Genomic DNA, 26,281 nt, shown 5'->3' with positions numbered 1-26,281 from the left:
AAGATGTACAAGAAAGAGAAGTGGCCACTCACGCTGTACTTCGACGGTGACTGCCCGCTTTGCGCGCGGGAGATCAAGCTTCTGCGTTCCCACGCTTCGGAGCATCTGTCCGCAGGCGCAACAACCCCGCGACTTCTGTTGGTCGACATGAGCGAAGAGGGCTTTGATGCACAGGCTCTCGGATTCACCCATGAGCAGATGCAGTCTGTGTTGCATGCCCGTTTCGACGATGGCACCTGGGTCACGGGACTGGACGCTACCCTGTGGAGCTGGCGCGCAGCCGGGCTGGGCGCCTGGGCTGCGCCGCTGTCGTGGCGGCCACTGAGGCCCTTGCTGAATCTCGGTTATCGGCTGTTCTGCCGCTTTCGTCCCCAGCTGGCGTGGTTACCTCATCCGGATGGCAGCCGCCGATGCCGCGACGGCAGCTGTACGGTTTCCAGACCCTCAGACCAAAACCGCTGATTTAAAGGCCTGCAGGCCTTTTCCGGACCGGGGCTTTCGGCTAATGTGGCGCCCCCGATCTGGAGCCCCCCATGCCGCGCCGTCCTGCCTGGTCCCTTTACGCCTATCAACTGATCGAGCCTGACGAACAGCTCGACCTGTTCGCGTGCCAGGAAATCCTTGTGCATCTGGTCGCCCGCCAGCTCGAACTGGCAGGCTCTGCCGACCGTACGCTGTGCGGCACCTTGCTGCCCGCCCAGCCACGCTGGTCGGAAGTCCAGCAGACGGTTTATCAGGATGAGCGGCTATGCCCGCTGTGCCGGGCGATCATCGACGCGCAACGGCGCGGCTGGCATCCGATCTGGCCGGAACTGGAGACCGGCGTTTAAGGGCGCGAGCACTCCCTGACGGGCAGGCGTGCGTGTACAATCGCGCACAATCAAGCCTTCGTTTACCAAGGATTCTCCGGATGTTGTCGCGCATTCCAGCTTTCGCCCGCTGTCTGTCGCTCGCTGCGCTGTGCGCGGCCGGCCCTGTCTCTGCCCTGGAGTTTCCGTTGCCGCCGCCTGGTGAGGACATCATTGGCCAGGTGCAGACCGTCACCGCCAAGTACGAAGACACCTTCGCCGACCTGGCCACCCGCTACGACCTGGGCTACCTGGAAATGATCGCCGCCAACCCTGGCGTCGATGCCTGGCTCCCGGGCGCAGGCACCCAGGTGGTGTTGCCAACGCGTTTCATCCTGCCGCCGGGCCCACGCGAAGGCATCGTCATCAACCTCGCCGAGTACCGTCTGTACTACTACCCGAAAGGCCGGGACGTGGTGTACACCTTCCCGCTGGGCATCGGCCGCGAGGGCTGGGGTTCGCCGGTTTCCACCACCAAGGTCACAGCCAAAACGCCTAATCCCACTTGGACGCCGCCTGCGTCGGTCAAGGCCGAGCACGCCGCTGACGGCGACATCCTGCCCAACGTGGTCCCGGCCGGGCCGGACAACCCGCTGGGCCCGTTCAAATTCGGCCTCGGTCTGCCGGGCTACCTGATCCACGGCTCGAACAAGAAGTTCGGCATCGGCATGCGCACCAGTCACGGCTGCTTCCGCATGTACAACAACAATGTGCTGGAGATGGCGGACATGGTGCCGATTGGCACCCCAGTGCGCATCATGAGCGAGCCGTACAAGTTTGGCGTCAGCGGCGGCAAGGTCTACCTCGAAGCCCACACGCCGCTGGACGAAAGTGGCAAGCCGTCGGTGGTCGACAAGCACACCGCCGTGATCAATGCACTGCTCAAGCGCGAAGACCTGGCCAACAGCCTGCGGATCAACTGGGATGAGGTGCGGGACGTGGTTGCTGCCGAAGACGGCATGCCGGTCGAAATCGCCGTGCCGACAACGCCGGCGCCCGTGGTGGGCGGCGCGCCGATGACGCTGCAGTAAGGCGGCGCTGCCAGCCAGGCGGTGCTGATGCCCGCCCATCCTGTGCCGAGTGCGCAGGGCGGGCGGGTTTTTTATTGCCTCGGGAATGCCACGTCTTCATCAGGCGGCGGCAAACTCCGGGCATTAAAAAGCCGACCCGTTAACGGGTCGGCTTATCAATAATCCCGAGGGATTATTACTTGCGGCTAGCCTTGTCCAACATACGCAGAGCGCGTTCGTTGGCTTCGTCAGCAGTTTGCTGAGCTTTTTGAGCTGCAGCCATAGCTTCGTCAGCCTTGCGATAAGCTTCATCGGCACGGGCTTGCGAACGAGCGGCTGCGTCTTCAGTTGCAGTCAGACGAGCTTCGGTTTCTTTGGATACGCTGCTGCAACCGGTAGCCAGAACTGCGGCCAGGGCCAGAGCAGAGAATTTCAGAACGTTGTTCATCGTGTTCCCCTTAAAGGACTTCTATCAAATGAGTCATCTCTCGAAGGTGAGAAAATGACCGGCGTACATCTTACTCATTGTTCGTAGTAAGTAAACGGAGCGAGCGCAAGATCAGCATAAAATTCTTGGGGTTGAACGTGTTCCATGCAAGTCCTCAGGCTTCTTCTTCGCACAGCAATGCCCCACGCGAAGGCGTCCGTCAGGTGACTCCGGTCCAGGCGACTTCGCAGTACCGGCGACCTTTTTGTATAGTCGATTATCGTGACAGGTGCATCCTTGCGGCCGGTTTACATGACCTTCAAGTGACTTCAGTCCGGCCGTTGCGTCTCAATGGACATGCGTCGGCGATAACAGGTTCCATGGGTTACCCCGCCAGATGTGCGGCAGCGTAATTAACAGTTGATTCACTTGAGCGTACTCGCTCGGGGCGCCTATATTTGCCTGTGCTCAAATTGTTTGAGAACAGCGATGCTCTTCGCGGTGTCCAAACGGCACAGGGTGGCGCAGTCAGCTCTATTGCAGGAGGCTCTATTGCACAAGCAATAGTTTTCATACTGCCTGTAGAGGTTCCTTCGCCGGGGAAATGTCGATAAGGTAAGGGTCCAATTCCAAGACCCGCGAGGAGTAGTGATGAGCGAGGCGTTGTCCATCCACCATGACGAGACCGGTCACCAGTTCGAAGTCAACATCGACGGCTACCGTGCCTATCTGACGTACATGGACCTGGGTAAAGAGACCCTGGATATCTACCGTACGTTTGTTCCCAACGAATTGCGCGGACGGGGGATAGCGGCAGCATTGACCAAGATGGCCCTCGACTACGCCGACGGGATCGGCTACACCGTGATTCCTTCGTGCTCCTACGTGGAGCGCTATATGGAGCGCCATCAGCGTCAGGCTGCCAAGATCTGACCGCAGCGCGCTTCACACAAGAAAACGCCGAGCATGTGCTCGGCGTTGTCGTTTCTGCGGGCAGATCAGTCGCGTTTGCGCTTGGGCAATACGTCCTTGAGCTTGGCGTGCATGCTGCGCAGGGTTTTTTCGGTGCTTTCCCAATCGATGCAGGCATCGGTAATCGACACGCCGTATTGCAGGTCGGCGAGGTCTTTGGGAATCGCCTGGCAGCCCCAGTTCAAGTGGCTCTCGACCATCAGGCCGATGATCGATTGGTTGCCTTCCAGAATCTGGTTGGCGACGTTTTCCATCACCAGCGGCTGCAGCGCCGGGTCCTTGTTGGAGTTGGCGTGGCTGCAATCGACCATGATGTTTGGCTTGATTTTCGCCTTGTTCAGCGATTGTTCACACAGGGCGACGCTCACCGAATCATAGTTGGGCTTGCCGTTGCCGCCGCGCAACACGACGTGGCCGTAGGCATTGCCCTTGGTAGTGACGATGGACACGCCACCTTCCTGGTTGATGCCCAGGAAGCGATGGGGGCTGGACACCGATTGCAAGGCGTTGATCGCCACGGTCAGGCCGCCGTCGGTGCCATTTTTGAAGCCCACTGCCGAGGACAGGCCCGAGGCCATTTCCCGGTGAGTCTGGGATTCAGTGGTGCGCGCCCCGATGGCCGACCAGCTGATCAGGTCTTGCAGGTACTGAGGCGAAATCGGGTCGAGCGCTTCGGTCGCGGTCGGCAGGCCTTTTTCGGCCAGGTCACGCAGCAATTGGCGGCCGATGTGCAAGCCGTCCTGAATCTTGAAGGAGTCGTCCAGGTACGGATCGTTGATCAGGCCTTTCCAGCCGACGGTGGTGCGTGGCTTCTCGAAATAGACGCGCATGACCAGATACAAGGTGTCGGACACCTCGGCCGCCAGCGCTTTGAGGCGATCGGCATATTCGTGGGCGGCCTTGAGGTCGTGGATCGAGCAGGGCCCGATCACGATGAACAGGCGGTGATCCTTGCCATCGAGGATATTGCGGATGACTTCGCGGCCCTGGCTGACCGTGGCCTGGGCGGCGGCGGTCAGGGGGATTTCGCGTTTCAGCTGATCCGGAGTGATCAGTGTCTCGTTGGAGGCAACGTTGAGGTCGTCAATCGGTAAATCAGCCATCGTGTTACTCATCAGGTCACGGATGCTGGCCGCCAGCGTCCCCGTGCGGCGGAGCCGAGCATAATTGAGCGCAACGGGGGAGCCGAACCTTAGCGCGTTAGCCGGTGGTTCGACAATGGGTAAACGTGGCTTTCGTCCAACAGTTGCGGCATTGTCTGACCTGTTTCGGGCTGCGCAACCGCACGATGGATATTCCCGGCCAACGCCGGTCCCACTGATAGACCGCGGTTCCCGGCTAAAGCCGGTGCCACTAAAGCAGGCGCCGGACATTCAGTCACTCGAACATCATTCAGAGGAGAAGCGCGTGGATCAATTGCAACTGACGGACTTCGACCTCGACCAGCAACTTCTCAACCTGCCCGGCGTCTCACTGCTGATTTTCAGCAGCCTGGGCTGCTCCAGTTGCCGTTGGGCCCGGCACCATTTGCCTGAGCAATCCTTGCCGCTGGACCGCCTGTGCTGGATCGATGCCGAAGAAAACGGCGGCGCGGTGGAGCGCTACGGCGTGTTCCATCTGCCGGCGATGTTTGTGGTGCGCGACGGCGCCTTCTTCGGGCCCCTGCGCACGCAGATGTCCGCCGATGCCATTGCCACGGGCCTGGCACACGCGCTGGCGACGCCGCCAGACGAACTACCCTGAAACGGAGTTTCCATGAGCGAAAGAGCAGCGAGCGAACGCGCAACTAAATCCCGGATCGGGATCATCGGCACTGGCGCAATCGGCGGCTTCTACGGCGTGATGCTGGCCCGGGCCGGCTTCGATGTGCATTTTCTGCTGCGCAGCGAATTCGATGCCGTCGCCCGCAACGGCTTGCGTGTGGACAGTCAGGTGCATGGCCCGTTGGTGCTGGAAAATGTCCAGGCCTACGCCTCAGCTGCCGACATGCCGCCCTGCGACTGGCTGCTGGTCGGCGCCAAGACCACCGGCAACGGCGGGGTGGCCTCCGCCATCGTTCAGGCCGCGGCGCCGGACGCCAAGGTTTTGCTCCTGCAAAACGGCTTGGGTGTCGAGCAAGAGCTGCGCGCAGCCTTACCTGATTCCCTTCATCTATTGGGCGGCCTGTGTTTTGTTTGTGTGCATCGCACAGGGCCAGGGCAGATCACCCATCAGGCCTTCGGCGCCGTGAATATCGGCTACCACAGCGGGCCGGCCGACGCGGCAGCGCGCGCGCACTGGGTCGAGCAGGGCGCTTCGCTGTTTCACCAGGCGGGCATTGACTCCGTGGCGATGGACAACCTCGACAAGGCGCGTTGGCAGAAACTGGTGTGGAACGTGCCCTACAACGGGCTTTCCGTGCTGCTCAACGCCAGCACCACACCGCTGATGGCCGACGCCGACGGTCGCGCGCTGATCCAGGGCCTGATGGCGGAAGTGGTGCAGGGCGCCGAAGCGTGCGGGCACGTGTTGCCGGAGGGCTACGCCGAGCAATTGCTCAAGGTCACTGGCCATATGCCGGATTACCGGCCGAGCATGTACCACGACTTCACCGAAAAACGCCCGCTGGAACTCGACGCCATCTATGCCCGCCCCCTCGCGGCTGCGCTGGCCGCCGGCTGCGACATGCCCAAGGTGCGCGCCCTGTATCACGCGCTGGCGTTTATTGATCGCGGTAATCGTTGACGGCCATTGCCGTGCGCTTGCCCACCTCCTGCTTTAAGGAAGACTGATGAGCACTGAGCTGAACGTTAAAACCCCGGGGAGCAAGCTGGTGCTGGCGATTTCCTCGCGGGCGCTGTTTGATCTGCGGGAAAGCCATGACGTCTATATGGCCAGCGGCGTCGCGGCCTATCGTCAGTACCAGATCGACCACGAGGATGAAATCCTCGAGCCCGGTGATGCGTTCCGCCTGGTGGAAAAACTGCTCAGCCTGAACGCCAGCCTGAACCAGTCCCGAGTGGAAGTGGTGCTGGTCTCGCGCAACAGCGCCGACACCGGCTTGCGCGTGTTCAATTCGATTCAGCATTACGGCCTGGACATTTCCCGTGCGGCGTTCGTCGGCGGGCGCAGTCCGTTTCCGTATCTGGCCGCTTTCGGCAGCCACCTGTTCCTGTCCACCCACGCCGAAGACGTGCGCAGCGCGCTGGATGCGGGCTTCGCCGCCGCGACCATTCTCTCCGGTGGCGCCCGCCGCGCGGCCAGTGCCGAGCTGCGCATCGCTTTCGACGGTGACGCCGTGCTGTTTTCCGATGAGTCCGAGCGTGTGTATCAGTCCGGTGGGCTCGAGGCGTTCCAGGCCAACGAGCGCGAGGCGGCGCGACGGCCATTGCCCGGCGGGCCGTTCAAACCCTTTCTCGCGGCATTGAACGCCTTGCAGCGCGAATTCCCCGAAGAGTCCTGCCCAATTCGCACGGCACTGGTCACTGCGCGCTCGGCGCCGGCTCACGAGCGGGTGATCCGGACGCTGCGCGAGTGGGACATCCGTCTGGATGAGTCGCTGTTTCTCGGCGGTCTGGACAAGTCGGCGTTTCTGGAGGCATTCGCTGCGGACGTGTTCTTCGACGATCAGCCGGGTCACTGTGAGCGGGCGCGCGAGGTCGTGGCGACCGGGCACGTGCCCCACGGCATCAGCAACGAGCTAAAACCCTGAAGCGTTAGACCGAAAAGCAGCAGTCGGGCCGCCTGAGTGCGCGGCGCGCTGCTACGCTGATTAAGTCGTCACTTCAAAGGCTGACCGGGGGTTCCATGATCCGCTCGATGCTCTACGCCACGGACCTCGGTGCTTATGCGCCGTATACGCTGCAGCACGCGCTGGTGCTGGCGCGGACCTTCGATGCCGAGCTGCATGTCGTGCATGTGGTGGAGCCGATGGGCGTGTTCGCCGAGTCCGTGCTGCAGAGTTACCTGGCCGCCGATGTGCTCAAAGAGCTGCACAGCGAGGGCGTCAATACGGTGATCGACGGCATTGAGGCGCGGGTGATGGCCAGTTTTCGTGAAGAACTGGGGGAGGGCCATGAGGACCTGGCGCTGATCCGCAGTGTTCGCGTGGTCCAGGGCGACCCCTCCAATGTGATACTCGATCAGGCGCGCCTGCTCAGCGTCGACCTGCTGGTGGTCGGCCGTCGCAGCCATGGCGGTGAGGGCGATACGCCGATTGGCCGAACGGCGGCGCGGGTCCTGCAACTGTCGGATGTGCCGGTGTACATGGTGCCGATGCTGCAGAGGCGTACACAACCGTGATCGCGTTCCGGGAATGTGCCAAGGGCGTTAAAAGCTGCGTGCCATTACCGGGTAAAAGTGATAAAAAGTTCTAGATTTGCCTTCCTGACCAATAATCCAGTTATATACCGTCGCTGATGCCCGTGGCGTCTTCCGGCTTTGAGGGATACATATGAAGCTTCAACAACTGCGCTACATCTGGGAAGTGGCGCACCACGACCTCAACGTTTCAGCGACGGCGCAAAGCCTCTACACCTCGCAGCCAGGCATCAGCAAGCAGATCCGCCTGCTGGAAGACGAATTGGGCGTCGAGGTTTTCGCCCGCAGCGGCAAGCACCTGACCCGCGTCACCCCGGCAGGCGAGCGCATCATCACCACGGCCGGCGAGATCCTGCGAAAAGTCGAAAGCATCAAACAGATTGCCCAGGAATTCTCCAACGAGAAAAAAGGCACGCTGTCCATCGCCACCACCCACACCCAGGCGCGTTATGCACTGCCGCCAGTGATCAGCAACTTCATCAAGCAGTACCCGGACGTCGCGCTGCACATGCATCAGGGCTCGCCGATGCAGATCGCGGAAATGGCGGCCGACGGCACGGTCGATTTCGCCATCGCCACGGAAGCGCTGGAACTGTTCGGCGATCTGGTGATGATGCCGTGCTACACCTGGAACCGCTGCGTGGTCGTTCCCCAGGGCCATCCGCTGACCAAAGTGCCGAAACTGACCCTGGAAGTTCTCGCCGAGTACCCGATCGTGACGTACGTGTTCGGTTTCACCGGTCGTTCCAAGCTCGACGAAGCATTTAGCCACCGTGGCCTGACGCCGAAAGTGGTGTTCACCGCCGCCGACGCTGACGTCATCAAGACCTACGTGAGACTGGGACTAGGCGTGGGTATCGTCGCGAAAATGGCTGTCGATCCGAAGCTGGACAGCGATCTGGTGGTGCTCGACGCCAGCGAACTGTTCGAAGCCAGCGTGACCAAAATCGGCTTCCGTCGCGGCACCTTCTTGCGCGGGTTCATGTGCGACTTCATCGAAAAATTCGCCCCGCACCTGACCCGCGACGTCATGGCCAAAGCCATTCAGTGCCACAACAAGCAGGAACTGGAAGAGCTGTTTGCCGGGGTTGAACTGCCGGAGCATTGACAGGCTGCGCATGCCAAACCTGTAGGAGCGCGCTTGCCCGCGATTGCGGTCTGTCAGTCACCTGGATGTGACCGGTGTATCGCATTCGCGGGCAAGCGCGCTCCTACATTGGGTCAGTGTCTGCTCAGGACTTCGCGATCATATTCCCGGCATGCAGCCCGCATTCCTTCTGCGTCGCTTCTTCCCACCACCAGCGGCCTTCGCGTTCGTGCTGATTCGGCAGGACAGGGCGCGTGCAGGGCTCGCAGCCGATGCTGATGAAGCCGCGCTCGTGCAGGCTGTTAAAGGGCAGTTCGAGCATGCGGATGTAGTTCCACACATCGGCGCTGCTCATCTGGGCCAGCGGGTTGAATTTGTACAGCGTGCGCTCCGGGGTCGAGAACGCACTGTCGATTTCCACCACGGCGACGTTGTTGCGCGTGCTCGGGCTCTGATCCCGACGCTGACCGGTGGCCCAGGCGCTGACGCCGGACAGCTTGCGGCGCAACGGCTCGATCTTGCGGATCCCGCAGCACTCGCCATGGCCGTCGCGGTAGAAACTGAACAGACCCTTTTCCTTGATCATCGGCTCCAGCTTTTCGCGGTCCGGGCTGACGATGTCGATGTCGATTTTGTACTGCTCGCGGACCTGATCGATAAACCGATAGGTCTCCGGGTGCAGCCGGCCGGTGTCCAGGCTGAACACTTTGACGTTCTTGTTGATTTTCCAGGCCATGTCCACCAGCACCACGTCTTCCGCGCCACTGAAGGAAATCCACAGGTCGTCGCCAAAGTGCTGAAAGGCGAATTTGAGGATGTCGGACGGGGATTTGTTGGCGAAGGTGGTGGCGATGTCGTCAACGTCGAAAGGATGGGTCATCAGGCGGCTTCCTAATCAGGGCTGGCGCTTAGGCGCTCGTAATGGCGCAGATGGTAACAAAAAACCTGGCCTTGTTTGCCCGAAAGCAATTGCGCGGAGAGGCACACGCGGCCGCGGCCATTGTCTGTAGGAGCCGGCTTGCTGGCGAACGCGTCAGCTCAGGCGGTGAGCGATTCAATGACCCACCCCATTCGCCAGCAAGCCGGCTCCTACGGATCACACACCCGGCGTTGACTCCCGACGGCTGCTTCCGTTGATTGGCGCTGGCATGATCTCACTGGGCTAACGCATCCCTCTGTAGGAGCCGGCTTGCTGGCGAACGCGTCGGCTCAGGAGGTGAAGTATTCAATGACCCACGCCATTCGCCAGCAAGCCGGCTCCTACGGATCTGCGTGTGGTCACGCCCCAACGGCCACCCAGCCCCATGGATTGGCGTGCGAGCGCGATCCATCATTGATCGGGAATCTGCCGATCACATCGCCTCAAGCGTCTGCATCAACACACGCACTTTGGTGAAGGTCTCCTGATATTCCGCCTCCCACTGCGAATCGGCGACGATACCACCGCCGCCCCAGCACGCCATCTGGCCGTCTTTTGCCAGCAGGCTGCGGATGGCGATGGAGCTGTCCATCTCGCCGCGCACGTCCAGGTACATCAACGAGCCGCAATACAGGGCACGACGGGTAGGCTCCAGTTCGTCCACGATCTGCATCGCGCGGATCTTCGGTGCGCCGGTGATCGAGCCGCCGGGAAAACTGCCGCCAATCAAGTCCAGCGCGTCCTTGCCGTCGGCCAGTTCGCCCGTCACCGCGCTGACCAAATGATGGACGTTGGGATAGCTCTCGAGACTGAACAGCTCCGGCACCTTCACCGAACCGATGCGGCAGGTCCGGCCCAGATCATTGCGCAGCAGGTCGACGATCATCAGGTTCTCGGCGCGGTCTTTGTCGCTGGCGAGCAATTCCTGAGCAAACGCGGCGTCCTCAATGGCATCCCGCCCGCGCGGCCGCGTTCCTTTTATGGGCCGGGTCTCGACCTGACGCTGACTGACTTTGACGAACCGCTCCGGCGACAGACTCAACACCGCATCGCCCTCTGCCAAGGCCAGATACCCGGCGAACGGCGTGGGGCAAGCGACTCGTAGCGCTTGATACGCCGCCCACGGATCACCGAGGTACTGCCCGCGAAAGCGTTGGGCGAAATTGACCTGATAGCAGTCACCGGCCTGAATGTAGGCGTGAATCCGCTCGATGGCCTGGCGGTACTGCTCGGCGTCGATGTCCGGCGCGAAGGGCGCTGTCAGCTTGAACGAGGCGTCCGGCTGCGCCACCGGTTGCTCGAACAGCGCGATCAACCGCTGGCGTTCGGCGTGATCAAGGGCAGGGTGAAACACCAACTGGCTGGTGTGCTCGTGGTGATCGCTGATCAGCGCCCAGCTATAGAGCCCCAGCCGCGCCGAGGGCAGGTGCAAATCGTCAATGGCCTGATCGGGCAGGGGTTCGAACAGGCGGCCGAGGTCGTATGCCAGATAACCGATCAATCCGCCGGCGAACGGCAGCGCGCAGTGCTCGGGCAGATCAGCTTCGCCGAGGCGGGCCAGTGATTCACGCAGGCGTTGAAGAAAGGCCTGACCGGATTCGTCCGTAACGGGCTGCAGGGTTTGCAGCGGCCAGGCGCTGAGCAGATCGAAGCGTCCACGGTCGGCCGTCGGGCGACCGCTGTCCAGCAGCACGGCGCCCGGGGCCAGGCGCACGCGGGCGAAGTAGCCGCTGGGGTCGGCGTGATAGGGCAGTGGGTGTACAGAGCAAGTTGGCATGCGAGGCGTGGATCAGTCAGTGCGCGAGGACGGCGATTGTAGTCTTCCCCAAGGTCGAGTCCTAGGGGGCAGTCGCTGGCGGCTCACCGTGCAACATTCTCTGGGCATCCTCCGGCGTCAGCGGGTAATCGAAGAACCGGCGGTAGAAGTCCATCGTCTGTGCCGCCATGTCCACGTCCCGGAACAAAGCAGGATGCAGCTGCTGCGCCGCCCACGCGACCTGAAGCGCCACCTCGGTGCCGTACCGATCCCACGGGAACACCCCGGCCGGATTGCGCAGGACCCGCCCGTTGCGCACGGCCTCAAGCTGGTTGAGCAGTTGCGGTTGGGCTGCCTGATCCAGCCGGCCTGCGTTCGCCGCGAGGATGACGACATCCGGCTGCCAGGCCAGCAACTGCTCAGCCGACACGATCTGCATATTGCCCTTGAGCCCCGTCGCGGCATTGCGGCCGCCGGCGATCTTGATCCAGTCATCGATCAAGGTGTCGGCGCCGTCCACTTTGAACGGATTGACCGACGCGATGTGCAGCACTTTCGGTCGCTGCTCCGGCGGGATACCCGCCACCACGCGATTGACCTCCGCCAATTGCTGATCCAGAAACCCGTTGTAGGCGAGGGCCCGCGTGCGTGGCTCAGCACCGCCAAGGGCCTCGGCCGTGTTGAGCATCGAGCGTTTCAGCCCGGCGAGGTCGGTGTAGCCCATCTGCATGACCGGCAGGCCGAGCTGTCGGTAGGCGACGGCCTGCCGATCGCCCAGGGCGGTGAACACCAGGTCGACGTGCTCGGCCAGCAAATTCTCGGCATTGAATGCCGTGCCTTCGATGGCCGTGGCCTGGTTGAGCGCCGGAAGGACCTTGAACATCCACGGCTGGCTTGCAGGATGGTTGACCGTCGCAACGATGCGCGCCCCGGCCCCCAGCGTCATCAGCAGCACGTGATGGGCGTACCAGGCGTCAGCGATGCGCGCGGGTTCGGTGGCAATGCTGACGGCTTGGCCGCCATCGTCCTGCACCTGCCTGGGTGTCAGCGCGCTGGCCTGAATGTTCTGGCCAGCGTCACCCGGGTCAGCCAGGGCGCTGGCGCTCAGGCCGGCGAGCAGCAAAGCGCTCAGCAAACGGCGCATGCCGCCCTGCCGCCTGTTCAAAGGTCCACCTGAATCGACGCCTGCACCATGCGCGGCGCGGCCGGTGTGGCGCTGGCTTGGCCGGCACCGGTGTAGCCGCTCAGCCCGCCGGGGACGATGTTGGTCCAGTAGTGCTCGTTGGCCAGGTTGGTGACTTCGAGGCGGTAGACCGTGTCGCGCTTCATCAGCCGGGTGCTGTAGCTGGCGCCGGTGTCGAAGGTTGTGTAGCTGCCCACCCAGTGATCGTTGCTGTCGTCGGTGGGGCGGGCGCTGGCGTAACGGGCGTTGAGGTTGACGGCGAGGCCCGGAATCGGGTCGATGCGGTATTCGGTCAGGAGGCTCGCAGTGACCCGCGACAGCCCGACGATGCGCGTGTCCTCCGTGCTGTCGTTGCCGGTGGACAGCAGCTTCGGGTCCAGCCAGGTGATGCCGCCGAACATCTTGAGATTCTGTGTCAGGTCACCGTCGGCGAGGAATTCCACCCCGCGATTGCGCTGATCACCCGCCACCGCATACAGGTTATCCGGCTGGGTGTAAGCGAAGGGGCGTTTGATCTGAAACGCCGCCAGCGAGAGGTTGACCCCGCGCGCCACCCATTTGCCGCCCAGCTCCCACATCCGGCTGCGATACGGCGACAGGATCGCCCCGGCGTTGCTGCTGCCGGCCGCCGCGCTGTCGCCCTGTTGCAGGCTGTCGGCGTAGGTCAGGTACAGCGTCAAGTCGTCCACTGGCTTGTACATCACGCTGCTCGCCGTGCTGATGCCCGAGTCCCGCGATGACGTGTGGACGCCTGCTTGAGAATAATTGTCGGCGGTCAGGCGACTCTGGCTGCCGCTGAGCATCAGGCTCCATTTCGGCGTGAACGTCAGGGTGTCGCCCAACACAAACGAGCGCTGGCGGGCGTTGGCGGAGTGATAGCGGTCGTTGAAATCGGGGAAGTCCGGCTCGTCGAAGCCCTCCGGATTGTTCAATGACGCGGTGCCCAGGGTTTTCGTACCACCGTTCACTGGGTTGTAGTTGTCCCAGTCAAAACCGGTGACGCCGACGGTCAGGTCGTGGCGAATGCCGGCGGTGTAGACGCTGCCATTGAGGTTGGCCAGGTAGCTGTTGATGGTGAAGCGGCTGGCGGTCGCGCTCGCCACCGAGCTGCGATACGTCCCGGCGTTGTTGATCAACGTGTTGGTCACGGCGGTGGATTCACGGTCGGCGATCTGCCGAAGCGCGCCAATGTCGAGTTTCCAGTTGCCGTCGAAGTCATGCTTGAAGTGGGCGCTGGCGGTGTCCGTGGTGTTGTTGTCGCCTGAATAATTTTGCCCCAGGTTGCTGCGGGTCGGGTCCGGCGCGTGGGGCAGCGTCACCCCTGAGGCGACGGCGAACTTGCCGGGCAAGCCCTTGGACAGGTAGTCGTAGTGGCTGAAATTGGTTTCGATGACGCTGTCATCACTGATCTGGAAATCCGTGGCGAGGCTGACCAGTTGCCGGCGCAAGGTGCTGCCGGGGGCATAACTGTGGCCCTGTTCGTCGGCCACGTTCAGGCGGTATTTGATCTTGCCGTCCGGGTCGAACGGGCCGCTCAGGTCAGCGGCCTTGAGCCAGGTCAGACCGGTGCCCATGCCAACGGTGACCCGATTGCGGGTGAAATCGGTCGGGCGTTTTGACAACAGGTTGAAGGTGCCGGCCGGATTCGCCGGGCCATACAGCGACCCCGACAGCCCGCTCAGCACTTCGACGCCGCCCAGTTGCTCCGCCGGGTAATCGGTGGTCGACACCACATTGAGGCCGTCCAGCCGGCTGTTCTGCACCACGCTGCCCTGCAGCCCCCGGGTTTGCGGCCTGGCGCCGTCGGCTTGCACGGAGGGCATGTAGCGGATGATGTCCTTGAAGCTTTTGAGCTGCTGGCTGTCGATCAGGTCCGACGACAGCACGCTGATGGAGTAGGGCGTGTCCAGCAGCCTGCGATCACCCATGGGGCCGAGGGTCGCTGACTTCTCCCGCGCCTGATCGGCAATCGACTGTTCGGCGCTGATGTCCAGCGGCGCCAGGGTCATTTCTTGCGCCAGACTGACTTGGGCAAAGCCGCCTAACAAAAGGGGCGCGAACGCCAGGCGCGATGAGAAGGATCGGATCATGGAAACACTCAGCAAGGAATAAAAAAGCGGTGGCGGCCGCTGTCGATCTGCTCGACGGCGACCTGGTAAAGACGCGCCATGAGGGCGCTGTCGATGACGTCATGGGGGATGCCGTCGGCGATGAGTCGGCCTTCGTGCAGGACCAGCACGCGATTGGCCGAAGCGAGGGCGTGTTCAGGGCGATGGGTGCTGGACAGAATGCTGATGCCTTCGGCGGCGAGGCGCTTGAGCAAGGCCAGCAGGCGCAACTGATGGCCGTAGTCGAGACCGGTGACCGGCTCGTCGAGAATGATGAGGTTGGCGCGCTGGACCATGGCTCGGGCGATCAGCACCAACTGGCGCTCGCCGCCGGACAGCTCGGTGTACGGCCGTTCACTCAAGTGAGAGATACCCAGGTCGGTCAGGGCCTGCTGCACAGAGGCCTTGTCGTCGCGGCTCGGTGCATGGCCCAGGCCCACGCTGGGCAATCGGCCTTGGCCGACGATGTGCGCGACGCTGAACGGAAAGCTCGGCACGTGGCTCTGCGGCACGTAGGCGATCTGCCGGGCGACGGCGCGCCGCTTCATCACGCGCATCGGTTGGCCGTCGAGCAATACCTCACCTGAGTGGGGCGTCAGCAACCCCAGTAGCAGCCTCATCAACGTGCTTTTTCCGGCGCCGTTGGCCCCCAGCAGGGCGATGTTGTCGCCGGCGGCAATGTCCAGCGAGACGTTATCGAGGATCAAGCGGTCGCCGATCCGATAGCTCAGTTGGCGGGCCTGCAAGCGCTTCATAGCCACCCCTTGCGCACGCGATGCAGTACCAGCACAAAGGCGATCGCGCCGAACAACTCGGTAATGATGCCGAGGGGGATTTCTCCCGCCGACATGCTGCGAGCGACGCCGTCGGCGGCCAGCAGGAATATCCCGCCCAGGCAGGCGCTGAGGGGCAGCAAGCGCGTATTGCCGGGGCCGACCAGTAACCGCGCCAGGTGTGGAATCAACAGGCCGATCCAGCCGACCATCCCCGCCAGGCTCACGGTGAGCGCGCAGATCAGCGTGGTCAGCACAATCAGGCCGCCTCGGATCTTCTCGACCGGCACGCCCAGGCTCAGTGCCTCGTCATCACTCAGGGAAAGCGCATCGATGGCGCGGCCGGTCAGGCACAGCAGAACGATGGCGATGGCGAGGATCGGGCCGATGATCCACAGCGCCTGCACGTCCACGGCGCTGAGGCTGCCGAGCAGCCAATAGACGATGCTCGGCAGCTGATCCACCGGATCGGCCATGTATTGAGCGATGGACAGCAGCGAGGTGAAGAGGGCGTTCGCGACAATGCCGCCGAGCACCAGCAGCAGAATCGAGGGGGACTCAAACATATGCGCAATGCCCAGACCGACCGCCACGGCGATGAGCCCGGTCACACAGGCAACCAGCGCAATGGCCAGGGGCGGCAGATGCCAAATGATCCCCAGCGCAGCGCCGAACGCACAACCGCTTAGCACCCCGAGCAAACCCGGCGACACCAGCGGATTGCGGAACACGCCCTGATACGCCGCGCCTGAGACCGAAAGCCCGGCGCCCACCAGCACGGCGGCGATTACCCGAGGCAGGCGCGACTCGATGATCAGGCTGTGAAGCAGGTCGTAGCGCTGCGCAGGCATGTCGCTGAGGCCGAGCATTGTTGCGATGAATGAGCAGAAGTCGTTGATTGAGAGTTGATAGCGACCCAATAACAGCGCAAAGACGGCCGTCACGATCAACGCCAACAGGCTGAGCAACAGAGGGGAATACAGCTTGGAAGGGAACATCTGTTACTCATTGTTTCGGTATGTAAAAAACTATACAGCGATAGGCGAGGGTTCTCTAGGGACGAGATGCCGCATGGGGTGAATCTTCATTTGGCAGGGGGTTGGGGGTGGCGAGTTTCGGCTTGGGTTTTGCGGTGTGACGCCTGACGTCTTCCCGGCTAAAGCCGGTCCCACAGTTGAGGTCCAGGCAGTCCCACAGTCGGCGTTCCACCCGTTTTCACTGACTGCGCGCGGTATCTAGTGGGACCGGCTTTAGCCGGGAAGGCGCCGGTGTGATCGCCATCAGATTTGCGGTGAAACGCCTGACGTCTTCCCGGCTAAAGCCGGTCCCACAGTCGAGGTCCAGGCAGTCCCACAGTCGGCGTTCCACCCGTTTCCACTGACTACGCGCGGTATCTAGTGGGACCGGCTTCAGCCGGGAAGGGGCCGGTATGATCGACATCAGATTTGCGGAGTGACGCCTGACGTCTTCCCGGCTAAAGCCGGTCCCACAGTCGAGGTCCAGGCAGTCCCTCAGTCGGCGTTCCACCCGGTTTCACTGACTGCACGCGGTATCTAGTGGGACCGGCTTCAGCCGGGAAGGGGCCGGTGTGATCGACATCAGATTTGCGGAGTGACGCCTGACGTCTTCCCGGCTAAAGCCGGTCCCACAGTCGAGGTCCAGGCAGTCCCTCAGTCGGCGTTCCACCCGGTTTCACTGACTGCACGCGGTATCTAGTGGGACCGGCTTCAGCCGGGAAGGGGCCGGTGTGATCGCCATCAGATTTGCGGAGTGACGCCTGACGTCTTCCCGGCTAAAGCCGGTCCCACAGTCGAGGTCCAGGCAGTCCCTCAGTCGGCGTTCCACCCGGTTTCACTGACTGCACGCGGTATCTAGTGGGACCGGCTTCAGCCGGGAAGGGGCCGGTGTGATCGCCATCAGTTTATCGGCGAACACTGATCAACCTGATCAATCGACAAAACTCAAACGTGCCCGAACAATCCCTGAGCAAACTTGACCCGCTCCTCCGGGCTCTCCTGAACACCTTCCGCCGCCAGCTCTTCCAGCCGCTTCTCCACGGCAACCGTGCGGTGAGTCAGCCCGCAGTCATTGGCGATCTGGATGTTGAGCCCTGGCCGCGCGTTGAGCTCGAGGATCAGCGGGCCGCGATCCTGGTCCAGCACCATGTCGACGCCGATATAACCCAGCCCGCACAGCTCGTAGCATTCGGCGGCGAGCTTCATGAAGCCGTCCCAGTTCGGCAGTTGCACCCCATCCACCGCATTGGTGGTGTCGGGGTGCTTGCTGATGATGTTGTTCAGCCAGGTGCCGCGCAGCGTCAAGCCGGTCGCCAGATCGACGCCGACACCGATGGCGCCCTGGTGCAGGTTGGCCTTGCCGCCGGACTGCCGGGTCGGCAGGCGCAGCATGGCCATCACCGGGTAACCCATCAGCACGATCACGCGGATGTCCGGGACGCCTTCGTAACTGATGCTCTTGAAGATCTGATCCGGCGTGACCCGGTATTCGATGAGCGCGCGGTCGCGGTGGCCGCCCAGGGAATACAGCCCGGTGAGGATGCTGGAAACCTGATGCTCGATTTCGTCGTGGCTGATGATGCGCCCGGACACCGTACGGAAGCGCTCTTCGAAGCGGTCGGCGATGACCAGAATGCCGTCGCCGCCCGCGCCCTTGGCCGGCTTGATGACGAAATCGCTGCGCCCGCCGATGATCGTGTCGAGCTTGTCGATTTCCTTTTCGGTGGAAATGACCCCGTACATCTCGGGCACGTGAATGCCCGCCGCGATGGCCCGCTCCTTGGTGATGATCTTGTCATCGACGATGGGGTAGAGGCTGCGCTTGTTGTACTTGAGCACGTAGTCGGCGTTGCGCCGGTTGATGCCCATGATCCCCTTGGCTTCCAGCGCCTTCCAGGTTTTCCACCAGCCGATCATTTATGGTGTTCCCGCTCGGCGTCTTCCTTGAGAAAGGCCTTGAAGCGGATCAGCTCGGTCAGCCGGTAACCGCGATAACGCCCCATCGCCAGCATGAAACCCACCAGGATCAGCAGGATGGCCGGAAAGGTGAACACAAAGTAGATGAACTCCGGAATGCTCATGATGATGTGCGCCAGGGACGCCGCGAACAGCGTGCCGATGGCGACCTTCATCGCATGGCCGCCGCCGCGTTCTTCCCAGGTGATCGACAGGCGTTCGATGGTCATGGTCAGAATCACCATCGGGAACAGCGCCACCGACAGCCCGCGCTCAAGCCCCAGCTTGTGGCTGAACAGGCTGATGGCGGCAATCAGCACCACCACGAAGGTCAGCACCACCGACAGCCTGGGCAGCATTTGCAGCTTTAGGTGTTCCAGATACGAGCGCAGGGAAAGGCCCAGCGCCGTGATGACGGTGAACAGCACGATGCCGAAGCCCAGCTGGGTCTCGCGGAACGCCAGCGCGATCAGCACCGGGGTGAAGGTCCCGAGCGTCTGCAGGCCTACAAGGTTACGCAGGATCAGGATCACCAGCACGCCGATCGGGATCATCACCATGATCATGAAAGTCTGCTGGGTTTGCAGCGGCAAGCTGTACAGCGAATATTCGAGGAAGTCGGCGTCGGTGCTTTCATCGGTCAGCTTGGCCAGACGAATCGCGTTCATCTCGCTGTTGTTCAGGCTGAAACTCACGGTGGCCTTCTTGCCACCCTCCACGGAGATCAGGTTGTCGTTGCCGATCCACCACAACAGGCGGTCCTGGGGCAGGCCCGCTTCACCGGTTTCCGGATTGAAATACAGCCAGTCCTTGCCATTGAAGCTGCGCAGCCACAGTTCGGGCGACTGCGGCTGGTCGGCGACCAAGCGGATGGTGTGGACTTTCTCCACCGGCACGTGGGCGATGGACAGCAGGGTTTCGGTGATCCGCGCCTTGTTCGCCACCGACGTATCGCCCGCCAGCAGCAGCTTGACGTTGTCGTCGCTCAGATTGTTGACACGTTTGATGGCTTCGCTGACGAAGGTTTCGACGTCGGCCGAGTGCTGTCGGATCGGCGCGAGCAGCGCGTCGGCGGCGATCTTTTCCGGCCCTTCCACGACGATGCTGTCGCGGAAGATCGGCCCTTTGATCTTGGCTTTTTCGCCGCTGTAGCGCTTGGTCAATACCAGCCGGTAGTACAGCGTCTGGTTGCCGTTGGCCCGACGCGCGGACCAGGTGACCTTGCGGTTGCCGTCGGCGCGGTTGACGTTCACGCCATAGTTGTTGGAGATGAAGCTTTCATTGAGGCTGATGTAGTCACGGGACAGCGGTGGCACATACATCTGCACCTTGACCGTGTCTTTCGGGTTGGCGACGAACTCGACCTTGGCGTCGATGTTCCACAGGTCGTCGGTTTCGTCTTCGGTCACCGGGATGCCGAGCACCAATATCTGATAGGCCGTGATTGCGATGCCCAGCGTGACGAGGGTTGCGATCAGGATCTTCAGATGGAGGGTAAGAGAGCGCATGTCGTTACTCTGCGGTTTGAGCATGGGTGACGCAGGCAGGCTTGCCCGCTGCGTATTTCAGGCCTGGATCGACCAGCGCGTCGAAGTGCTTGAGGGCTTCGGAGCCAATCAAAAGCGGGTATTGGAATGCGCTGCGGTCGGTCAAGTTCACTTCTATGGTGCGCAGCGCCGCGCCCATGCAGACATCCAGGCTGATGACCGGGCGGGCGGTGTATTTCTTGTCGTCATCGGCATCGATATCGCCCGCGCGCCGCTTGATCTTGCTGACCCGGGCCAGGGGGCGTTCGATGGGGTGTTCGTGGGCGTCGTCGATGGCCAGGTAAAAACGCACCCAGGATTCGCCATTGCGCTTGAAGCGTTTGATGTCGCGGGCGCTCAGGGAGGCGGTTTTGGCGCCGGTGTCCAGTTTGGCCGCGACTTGCAGGTCGATGTCGGCCAGCTCCGCGTATTCGTTCAGCCCGTACACGGTTTTTTCAGCGGCCATTGCGATGCCGGGCAGAAAAAAGCCGGGCAGAAAGATGCCTGGCAGGTACAGGGATAAGAGGAAGAGAAGAGGGTGGCGGCTCATAAGTCCAGGCGCGATGAAAAGGGAAAGAGCTGCTTTGACGTCGAAATGGGGATTTGGTTTGACCAAGGGCTGCCGTTCCTGCAAAAGCCGCCTGCTGCCCGCGTGGGCGATCTGAGGCGGCCGGCATTCTAGCATGAAGCTTTTATGGCGCGAGCGAAGGGCGGTGCGGATAGGTCCTCTCAGGCACTTCGTCAAAATGTGTCGCCATTAGATGATTGTCGACAATCAGCCATTTAGCTTTGACGTAAGTGGCTTCTTTCGCTAGATTTGCTGGAATTCAGTTAACAGGTGTCAACAATGTTGGATGCCGCAGAAATCTTGCCCGCTACGTCGGTCGATGCCGAGACGCTGTCCGAGAACGTGTTTCGCCGTATTCAGGCGGCTATCGTCAAGGGCGACATCGCCCCCGGCAGCAAGATCTCCGAGCCCGAGCTGGCGCGCACCTACGGCATCAGCCGCGGTCCGTTGCGCGAGGCCATTCACCGGCTCGAAGGCCAGCGCCTGTTGGTGCGCGTCCCCCACGTCGGCGCTCGCGTGGTCTCGCTGAGCCATGCCGAACTGGTCGAGCTCTACGAAATTCGCGAATCCCTCGAAGGCATGGCCTGTCGCCTGGCCGCCGAGCGCATGACGGTTGAAGAAGTCGACGAGCTGCGCCGCGTGCTGGAAACCCATGAACGCGACAGCGCCTTTCAGGCCGGCGTCGGCTATTACCAGCAGGAAGGCGACTTCGACTTTCATTACCGGATTATCCAGGGCGCGCGCAACAGCACGCTGACCCAGATGCTCTGCGATGACCTGTACCAACTGGTGCGCATGTACCGCATCCAGTTCTCGACGACGCCCAATCGTCCGCGCCAGGCGTTCGCCGAGCATCACCGTATTCTCGACGCCATCGCCGAGCGTGACGGTGAACTCGCCGAGCTATTGATGCGCCGCCACATTGCCGCGTCCAAACGCAACATTGAGCAGCGCTTTCAAGCTGCAACTGCCCGAGGTGAACAATGACCACAAGAACCACTCCCGGCCAACGCTTCCGTGACGCTGTCGCCAGTGAACATCCGCTGCAGGTAGTCGGCGCGATCAACGCCAACCACGCGCTGCTGGCGCAACGGGCCGGCTTCAAGGCCATTTACCTTTCCGGCGGCGGTGTTGCGGCGGGTTCCCTGGGCATGCCGGACCTTGGCATTACCGGCCTGGACGACGTGCTGACCGACGTGCGCCGCATCACCGATGTCTGCGACCTGCCGCTGCTGGTGGACGTCGACACCGGTTTCGGTGCGTCGGCGTTCAACGTGGCGCGCACGGTGAAGTCGATGATCAAGTTCGGTGCAGCGGCGATGCACATCGAAGACCAGGTCGGCGCCAAGCGCTGCGGTCACCGGCCCGGCAAGGAAATCGTCTCGCAGCAGGAGATGGTCGATCGGATCAAGGCGGCGGTGGATGCGCGAACCGACGACAGTTTCGTGATCATGGCGCGCACCGATGCGCTGGCGGTGGAAGGGCTGGAATCAGCACTGGATCGCGCCGCGGCGTGCATCGAAGCGGGCGCGGACATGGTCTTCCCGGAAGCGATCACCGAACTTGAGATGTACAAGCTGTTTGCCTCCCGGGTGAAGGCGCCGATCCTCGCCAACATCACCGAATTCGGCTCGACGCCACTGTTCACTACCGACGAGCTGAAGTCCGCTGAAGTGGCGCTGGTGCTGTATCCCCTGTCGGCTTTCCGGGCGATGAACAAGGCGGCGGAAAACGTCTACACCGCGATTCGTCGCGACGGCACGCAGAAGAATGTGGTCGACACCATGCAGACGCGCATGGAGTTGTACGAGCGCATCGACTACCACGCGTTCGAGCAGAAGCTTGATGCGCTGTTTGCGCAGAAGAAAGGCTGATCACGGCCCAGCGTAGGAGCGCGCTTGCCCGCGAAGGCATTTATTCAGCTGACCTTGTATTTGCTGACACGACGCCTTCGCGGGCAAGCGCGCTCCTACAGATAAAGCATCTTGCGTACTGAAAAGAATTGCCGATTCCCACACAACTACAAGACTGGAGACAGCAATGGCTGAAGCAAAAGTATTGAGCGGCGCAGGCCTGCGAGGCCAGGTGGCCGGGCAGACCGCGTTGTCCACCGTCGGCCAGGCCGGCGCCGGATTGACCTACCGCGGCTATGACGTGCGTGAACTCGCCGCCGACGCCCGATTCGAAGAAGTGGCCTACCTGCTGCTGTACGGCGAACTGCCGACCCAGGCGCAGCTCGATGGCTACCTGAAAAAACTCCAGGGCCTGCGTGACCTGCCCCAGGCCCTGAAAGAAGTGCTCGAGCGCATTCCCGCCGACACCCACCCCATGGACGTGATGCGCACCGGCTGCTCGATGCTCGGCAACCTCGAGCCCGAAGCCAGCTTCGCTCAACAGCTCGATTCCACCGACCGCCTGCTCGCCGCGTTCCCGGCGATCATGTGCTACTGGTACCGCTTCAGCCACGAAGGCAAGCGCATCGACTGCGTCACTGATGAGGTGTCCATCGCCGGGCACTTCCTCAAGCTGCTGCTGGACAAGGCGCCGAGCGAACTGCATCGCAAGGTCATGGACGTGTCGCTGATTCTCTACGCCGAGCACGAATTCAACGCCTCGACCTTTACCGCGCGAGTTTGCGCATCGACCCTGTCCGACCTGTTTTCCTGCATCACGGCGGCCATCGGCACTTTGCGCGGTCCCTTGCATGGCGGCGCCAATGAAGCGGCGATGGAGATGATCCAGAAATTCGCCTCCGCCGAAGAAGCGACGAAGGGCACTTTGGCGATGCTCGAACGCAAGGACAAGATCATGGGCTTCGGCCACGCGATCTATAAGGACAACGACCCGCGCAACGAGGTGATCAAGGGCTGGTCGAAAAAGCTCGCGGAGGAAGCGGGCGACACGGTGCTGTTCCCGGTCTCCGAAGCCATCGACAAGACCATGTGGGAGCAGAAGAAGCTGTTCCCCAACGCCGACTTCTACCACGCCTCGGCGTACCACTTCATGGGCATCCCGACCCAGCTGTTCACCCCGATCTTCGTCTGCTCGCGCCTGACCGGCTGGGCCTCCCACGTGTTCGAGCAGCGCGCCAACAACCGCATCATCCGACCGAGCGCCGAATACATCGGCGTCGAACAGCGCAAATTCGTGCCCATCGAACAGCGCTGATGGGGAAAGGAGAGTTCCACGGGGCTCTCCGCCCGTAACTTTTCCGTGATCGAGTCCTGACGATGAACACTGAATACCGCAAAGCCCTGCCCGGCACCGTGCTGGATTACTTCGACGCCCGCGCGGCGGTCGATGCGATCAAGCCCGGCGCCTACGCCACGCTGCCGTACACCTCCCGCGTGCTCGCTGAAAATTTGGTACGCCGTTGTCATCCGACGACGCTGACGGCCTCGTTGACGCAATTGATCGAACGCAAGCGGGACCTCGATTTCCCGTGGTTCCCGGCGCGGGTTGTCTGCCACGACATCCTCGGCCAGACCGCGCTGGTGGACCTCGCCGGCTTGCGCGACGCCATCGCCGACATGGGCGGCGACCCCGCGCAGGTCAATCCGGTGGTGCCGGTGCAGTTGATAGTCGACCACTCGCTGGCTGTCGAATGCGGGGGCTACGACCCGGATGCCTTCAGCAAGAACCGGGCGATTGAAGACCGTCGCAACGAAGACCGTTTCCACTTCATCAACTGGACCAAGCAGGCGTTCAAGAACGTCGAAGTGATCCCGCCGGGCAACGGCATCATGCATCAGATCAATCTGGAGCGAATGTCACCGGTGATCCAGACGCTGAACGGCGTCGCCTTCCCTGACACGCTGGTCGGCACTGACAGCCATACGCCTCACGTTGATGCGCTGGGCGTCGTTGCCATCGGCGTCGGTGGCCTGGAAGCCGAGAACGTCATGCTCGGCCGCGCCTCGTGGATGCGCCTGCCGGACATCATCGGCGTCGAGCTGTCGGGCCGTCCGCAACCGGGCATTACCGCCACCGACGTGGTGCTGGCGCTCACCGAATACCTGCGTCAGCAAAAGGTCGTCGGCGCATACCTGGAGTTCTACGGCGAGGGCGCCCGCGCGCTGACCCTCGGCGACCGCGCGACCATCTCGAACATGGCCCCCGAATACGGCGCGACCGCCGCCATGTTCAGTATCGATCAACAGACCATTGACTACCTCAGGCTCACCGGGCGCGAAGACCAGCAAGTGCAACTGGTCGAAACCTTCGCCCGCCACACCGGGCTGTGGGCCGACAGCCTGGTCACAGCTGAATATGAGCGCGTGTTGCGTTTCGACCTCTCCAGCGTGGTGCGCAACATGGCCGGGCCGTCCAACCCCCATGCGCGTGTAGCCACCGCCGATCTGGCGGCCAAAGGCATCGCAGCGGCGTGGGAGGAAATTCCGGGCCACATGCCGGACGGCGCGGTGATCATCGCCGCCATCACCAGTTGCACCAACACCAGCAACCCGCGCAACGTCATCGCCGCAGGTTTGCTGGCGCGCAACGCCAATCGCCTGGGCCTGACGCGCAAGCCGTGGGTCAAGTCGTCCCTGGCGCCGGGCTCGAAAACCGTCGCGCTGTACCTCGATGAAGCGGGTCTGACCGGCGAGCTGGAGCAACTGGGTTTCGGCATCGTCGGGTTCGCCTGCACCACCTGCAACGGCATGTCCGGCGCGCTGGATCCCGTGATCCAGCAGGAAATCATCGACCGCGACCTGTACGCCACGGCGGTGTTGTCGGGCAACCGCAACTTCGACGGGCGCATTCACCCCTACGCCAAACAGGCGTTTCTGGCCTCGCCGCCGCTGGTGGTGGCCTACGCCATCGCCGGAACGATCCGCTTCGATATCGAGAAAGATGTGCTGGGCCTCGGCCCCAATGGCGAAGAAATCCGCTTGAAAGACCTCTGGCCGAGCGACGCCGAGATCGACCAGGTGGTAAAGGCCTCGGTCAAGCCGGAGCAGTTCCGTCAGGTGTACATCCCGATGTTCGCCATCCACGAAGACACCGGCCCGAAAGTCGCGCCGCTGTACGACTGGCGCCCGATGAGCACCTACATTCGCCGCCCTCCGTATTGGGAAGGCGCCCTGGCCGGCGAAAGAACCCTCAAAGGCATGCGTCCGCTGGCGGTGCTGCCGGACAACATCACCACCGATCACCTGTCGCCGTCCAACGCGATCATGCTCGACAGCGCGGCCGGTGAATACCTGGAAAAAATGGGCCTGCCGGAAGAGGACTTCAACTCCTACGCCACCCATCGCGGCGATCACCTGACGGCCCAGCGTGCCACGTTCGCCAACCCGAAGCTGTTCAATGAAATGGTGGTGGAGAACGGCAAGGTCAAGCAGGGTTCCTACGCGCGGATCGAGCCGGAAGGCCAGGTCACGCGGATGTGGGAGGCCATCGAAACCTACATGGCGCGCAAGCAGCCGCTGATCATCATTGCCGGCGCCGATTACGGTCAGGGTTCGTCCCGGGACTGGGCCGCCAAGGGCGTGCGACTGGCGGGCGTCGAAGTCATCGTCGCCGAAGGTTTCGAGCGCATCCACCGTACCAATCTGGTGGGCATGGGCGTGCTGCCGCTGGAGTTCAAGCCGGGCACCAATCGCCTGACCCTGGGCATCGGTGGCAGTGAAACCTACGACGTGATCGGCCCGCGCACGCCGGGGGCCACGCTGACCCTGATCATCCAGCGCAAGAATGGCGAGCGGGTGGAGGTGCCGGTGACCTGCCGTCTCGACACGGGTGAGGAGGTGTTGATCTACGAGGCAGGCGGCGTGTTGCAACGCTTCGCCCAGGACTTCCTAGAATCCTCAGCCGTCGCCTGAGCCGCCGC

24 protein-coding genes are annotated in these 26,281 nt (G+C 62.3%); 13 read left to right on the top strand and 11 right to left on the bottom strand.

Annotation, left to right across the window (positions count from 1 at the left end; translation table 11 throughout):
- The first annotated feature begins 3 nt into the window (after nucleotides 1-3).
- The 3 genes from OKW98_RS19515 (at nucleotide 4) to OKW98_RS19505 (ending at nucleotide 1,879) form a co-directional block, all read left to right on the top strand.
- Nucleotides 4-462 (top strand): thiol-disulfide oxidoreductase DCC family protein, encoded by a 459-nt coding sequence (locus OKW98_RS19515; RefSeq protein WP_265386242.1) that lies wholly within the window; start codon nucleotides 4-6, stop codon nucleotides 460-462.
- 71 nt (nucleotides 463-533) lie between these two features.
- Nucleotides 534-830, top strand: coding sequence for a hypothetical protein (locus OKW98_RS19510; RefSeq protein ID WP_122534553.1), 297 nt, complete (start codon nucleotides 534-536; stop codon nucleotides 828-830).
- A gap of 80 nt (nucleotides 831-910) precedes the next feature.
- Nucleotides 911-1,879 (top strand): L,D-transpeptidase family protein, encoded by a 969-nt coding sequence (locus tag OKW98_RS19505; RefSeq protein ID WP_265386241.1) that lies wholly within the window; start codon nucleotides 911-913, stop codon nucleotides 1,877-1,879.
- Between the two features lie 175 nt (nucleotides 1,880-2,054).
- Here OKW98_RS19505 and OKW98_RS19500 read toward each other — a convergent pair whose 3' ends face one another.
- A complete protein-coding gene (locus tag OKW98_RS19500; RefSeq protein WP_003347084.1) occupies nucleotides 2,055-2,306 on the bottom strand; it encodes an Lpp/OprI family alanine-zipper lipoprotein in 252 nt (83 codons plus the stop codon).
- Nucleotides 2,307-2,936: 630 nt separating this feature from the next.
- Here OKW98_RS19500 and OKW98_RS19495 point away from each other — a divergent pair.
- Entirely contained in the window at nucleotides 2,937-3,218 is a 282-nt protein-coding gene (locus OKW98_RS19495) for a GNAT family N-acetyltransferase (protein ID WP_265386240.1), read from the top strand.
- A gap of 65 nt (nucleotides 3,219-3,283) precedes the next feature.
- On the opposite strand, the gene OKW98_RS19490 is transcribed toward OKW98_RS19495, so the two are convergent.
- Nucleotides 3,284-4,360 carry a 3-deoxy-7-phosphoheptulonate synthase gene (locus OKW98_RS19490; RefSeq protein WP_265386239.1) on the bottom strand — a complete coding sequence of 359 codons (1,077 nt, stop codon included), beginning with the start codon at nucleotides 4,358-4,360 and terminating at the stop codon, nucleotides 3,284-3,286.
- Nucleotides 4,361-4,664: 304 nt separating this feature from the next.
- On the opposite strand from OKW98_RS19490, the gene OKW98_RS19485 reads away from it, so the two are divergent.
- The 5 genes from OKW98_RS19485 to cysB all read left to right on the top strand — a co-directional run bounded on the left by OKW98_RS19485 (nucleotide 4,665) and on the right by cysB (nucleotide 8,664).
- Nucleotides 4,665-5,000 carry a thioredoxin gene (locus tag OKW98_RS19485; RefSeq protein ID WP_265386238.1) on the top strand — a complete coding sequence of 112 codons (336 nt, stop codon included), beginning with the start codon at nucleotides 4,665-4,667 and terminating at the stop codon, nucleotides 4,998-5,000.
- Between the two features lie 12 nt (nucleotides 5,001-5,012).
- Nucleotides 5,013-5,981: a putative 2-dehydropantoate 2-reductase gene (locus tag OKW98_RS19480; RefSeq protein ID WP_265386237.1), complete on the top strand. Its 969-nt coding sequence runs from the start codon at nucleotides 5,013-5,015 to the stop codon at nucleotides 5,979-5,981.
- 46 nt (nucleotides 5,982-6,027) lie between these two features.
- Nucleotides 6,028-6,948 (top strand): 5'-nucleotidase, encoded by a 921-nt coding sequence (locus OKW98_RS19475; protein ID WP_065988518.1) that lies wholly within the window; start codon nucleotides 6,028-6,030, stop codon nucleotides 6,946-6,948.
- Nucleotides 6,949-7,043: 95 nt separating this feature from the next.
- Nucleotides 7,044-7,538 carry a universal stress protein gene (locus OKW98_RS19470; protein WP_265386236.1) on the top strand — a complete coding sequence of 165 codons (495 nt, stop codon included), beginning with the start codon at nucleotides 7,044-7,046 and terminating at the stop codon, nucleotides 7,536-7,538.
- Nucleotides 7,539-7,689: 151 nt separating this feature from the next.
- Nucleotides 7,690-8,664 (top strand): HTH-type transcriptional regulator CysB, encoded by a 975-nt coding sequence (gene cysB / locus OKW98_RS19465; protein WP_265386235.1) that lies wholly within the window; start codon nucleotides 7,690-7,692, stop codon nucleotides 8,662-8,664.
- Nucleotides 8,665-8,788: 124 nt separating this feature from the next.
- Here the strand turns inward: cysB and OKW98_RS19460 are convergent, their stop codons facing one another.
- The 9 genes from OKW98_RS19460 to OKW98_RS19420 all read right to left on the bottom strand — a co-directional run bounded on the left by OKW98_RS19460 (nucleotide 8,789) and on the right by OKW98_RS19420 (nucleotide 20,430).
- Nucleotides 8,789-9,523 carry a phosphoadenylyl-sulfate reductase gene (locus OKW98_RS19460; RefSeq protein WP_265386234.1) on the bottom strand — a complete coding sequence of 245 codons (735 nt, stop codon included), beginning with the start codon at nucleotides 9,521-9,523 and terminating at the stop codon, nucleotides 8,789-8,791.
- A gap of 472 nt (nucleotides 9,524-9,995) precedes the next feature.
- The gene (pabB, locus tag OKW98_RS19455) at nucleotides 9,996-11,339 is read right to left on the bottom strand and encodes an aminodeoxychorismate synthase component I (RefSeq protein ID WP_265386233.1); all 1,344 of its coding nucleotides are present in this window, start codon (nucleotides 11,337-11,339) and stop codon (nucleotides 9,996-9,998) included.
- A 61-nt stretch (nucleotides 11,340-11,400) separates the two neighbouring features.
- Nucleotides 11,401-12,462 (bottom strand): ABC transporter substrate-binding protein, encoded by a 1,062-nt coding sequence (locus tag OKW98_RS19450; protein ID WP_265386232.1) that lies wholly within the window; start codon nucleotides 12,460-12,462, stop codon nucleotides 11,401-11,403.
- 17 nt (nucleotides 12,463-12,479) lie between these two features.
- Complete coding sequence (locus OKW98_RS19445) at nucleotides 12,480-14,591, bottom strand: TonB-dependent receptor (RefSeq protein ID WP_265386231.1); 2,112 nt, start codon at nucleotides 14,589-14,591, stop codon at nucleotides 12,480-12,482.
- A gap of 8 nt (nucleotides 14,592-14,599) precedes the next feature.
- Nucleotides 14,600-15,364, bottom strand: coding sequence for an ABC transporter ATP-binding protein (locus OKW98_RS19440; RefSeq protein ID WP_265386230.1), 765 nt, complete (start codon nucleotides 15,362-15,364; stop codon nucleotides 14,600-14,602).
- The gene (locus tag OKW98_RS19435) at nucleotides 15,361-16,380 is read right to left on the bottom strand and encodes a FecCD family ABC transporter permease (protein WP_265386229.1); all 1,020 of its coding nucleotides are present in this window, start codon (nucleotides 16,378-16,380) and stop codon (nucleotides 15,361-15,363) included. The genes OKW98_RS19440 and OKW98_RS19435 overlap by 4 nt, the downstream gene beginning before the upstream one ends.
- Before the next feature lie 963 nt (nucleotides 16,381-17,343).
- Nucleotides 17,344-18,312: an alpha-L-glutamate ligase-like protein gene (locus tag OKW98_RS19430; protein ID WP_265389783.1), complete on the bottom strand. Its 969-nt coding sequence runs from the start codon at nucleotides 18,310-18,312 to the stop codon at nucleotides 17,344-17,346.
- Entirely contained in the window at nucleotides 18,312-19,862 is a 1,551-nt protein-coding gene (locus OKW98_RS19425) for an inactive transglutaminase family protein (RefSeq protein ID WP_265386228.1), read from the bottom strand. Before OKW98_RS19425 ends, OKW98_RS19430 begins: the two co-directional genes overlap by 1 nt.
- Nucleotides 19,863-19,866: 4 nt before the next feature.
- Complete coding sequence (locus OKW98_RS19420) at nucleotides 19,867-20,430, bottom strand: ATP-dependent zinc protease (RefSeq protein WP_265389782.1); 564 nt, start codon at nucleotides 20,428-20,430, stop codon at nucleotides 19,867-19,869.
- Between the two features lie 297 nt (nucleotides 20,431-20,727).
- On the opposite strand from OKW98_RS19420, the gene OKW98_RS19415 reads away from it, so the two are divergent.
- From OKW98_RS19415 to acnD, 4 genes are all read left to right on the top strand, one after another.
- The gene (locus OKW98_RS19415) at nucleotides 20,728-21,435 is read left to right on the top strand and encodes a GntR family transcriptional regulator (RefSeq protein WP_265386227.1); all 708 of its coding nucleotides are present in this window, start codon (nucleotides 20,728-20,730) and stop codon (nucleotides 21,433-21,435) included.
- Nucleotides 21,432-22,322 (top strand): methylisocitrate lyase, encoded by an 891-nt coding sequence (prpB, locus tag OKW98_RS19410; RefSeq protein WP_265386226.1) that lies wholly within the window; start codon nucleotides 21,432-21,434, stop codon nucleotides 22,320-22,322. The genes OKW98_RS19415 and prpB overlap by 4 nt, the downstream gene beginning before the upstream one ends.
- A gap of 166 nt (nucleotides 22,323-22,488) precedes the next feature.
- A complete protein-coding gene (prpC, locus tag OKW98_RS19405; protein WP_265386225.1) occupies nucleotides 22,489-23,616 on the top strand; it encodes a 2-methylcitrate synthase in 1,128 nt (375 codons plus the stop codon).
- A gap of 62 nt (nucleotides 23,617-23,678) precedes the next feature.
- Nucleotides 23,679-26,273, top strand: coding sequence for a Fe/S-dependent 2-methylisocitrate dehydratase AcnD (gene acnD, locus OKW98_RS19400; RefSeq protein WP_265386224.1), 2,595 nt, complete (start codon nucleotides 23,679-23,681; stop codon nucleotides 26,271-26,273).
- Nucleotides 26,274-26,281: the final 8 nt, after the last annotated feature.

Source organism: Pseudomonas sp. KU26590 (assembly GCF_026153515.1).
Lineage (GTDB): Bacteria > Pseudomonadota > Gammaproteobacteria > Pseudomonadales > Pseudomonadaceae > Aquipseudomonas.
Note: the sequence above shows the minus strand (reverse complement) of the source record. Positions and strands in the feature narration are given on the sequence as shown.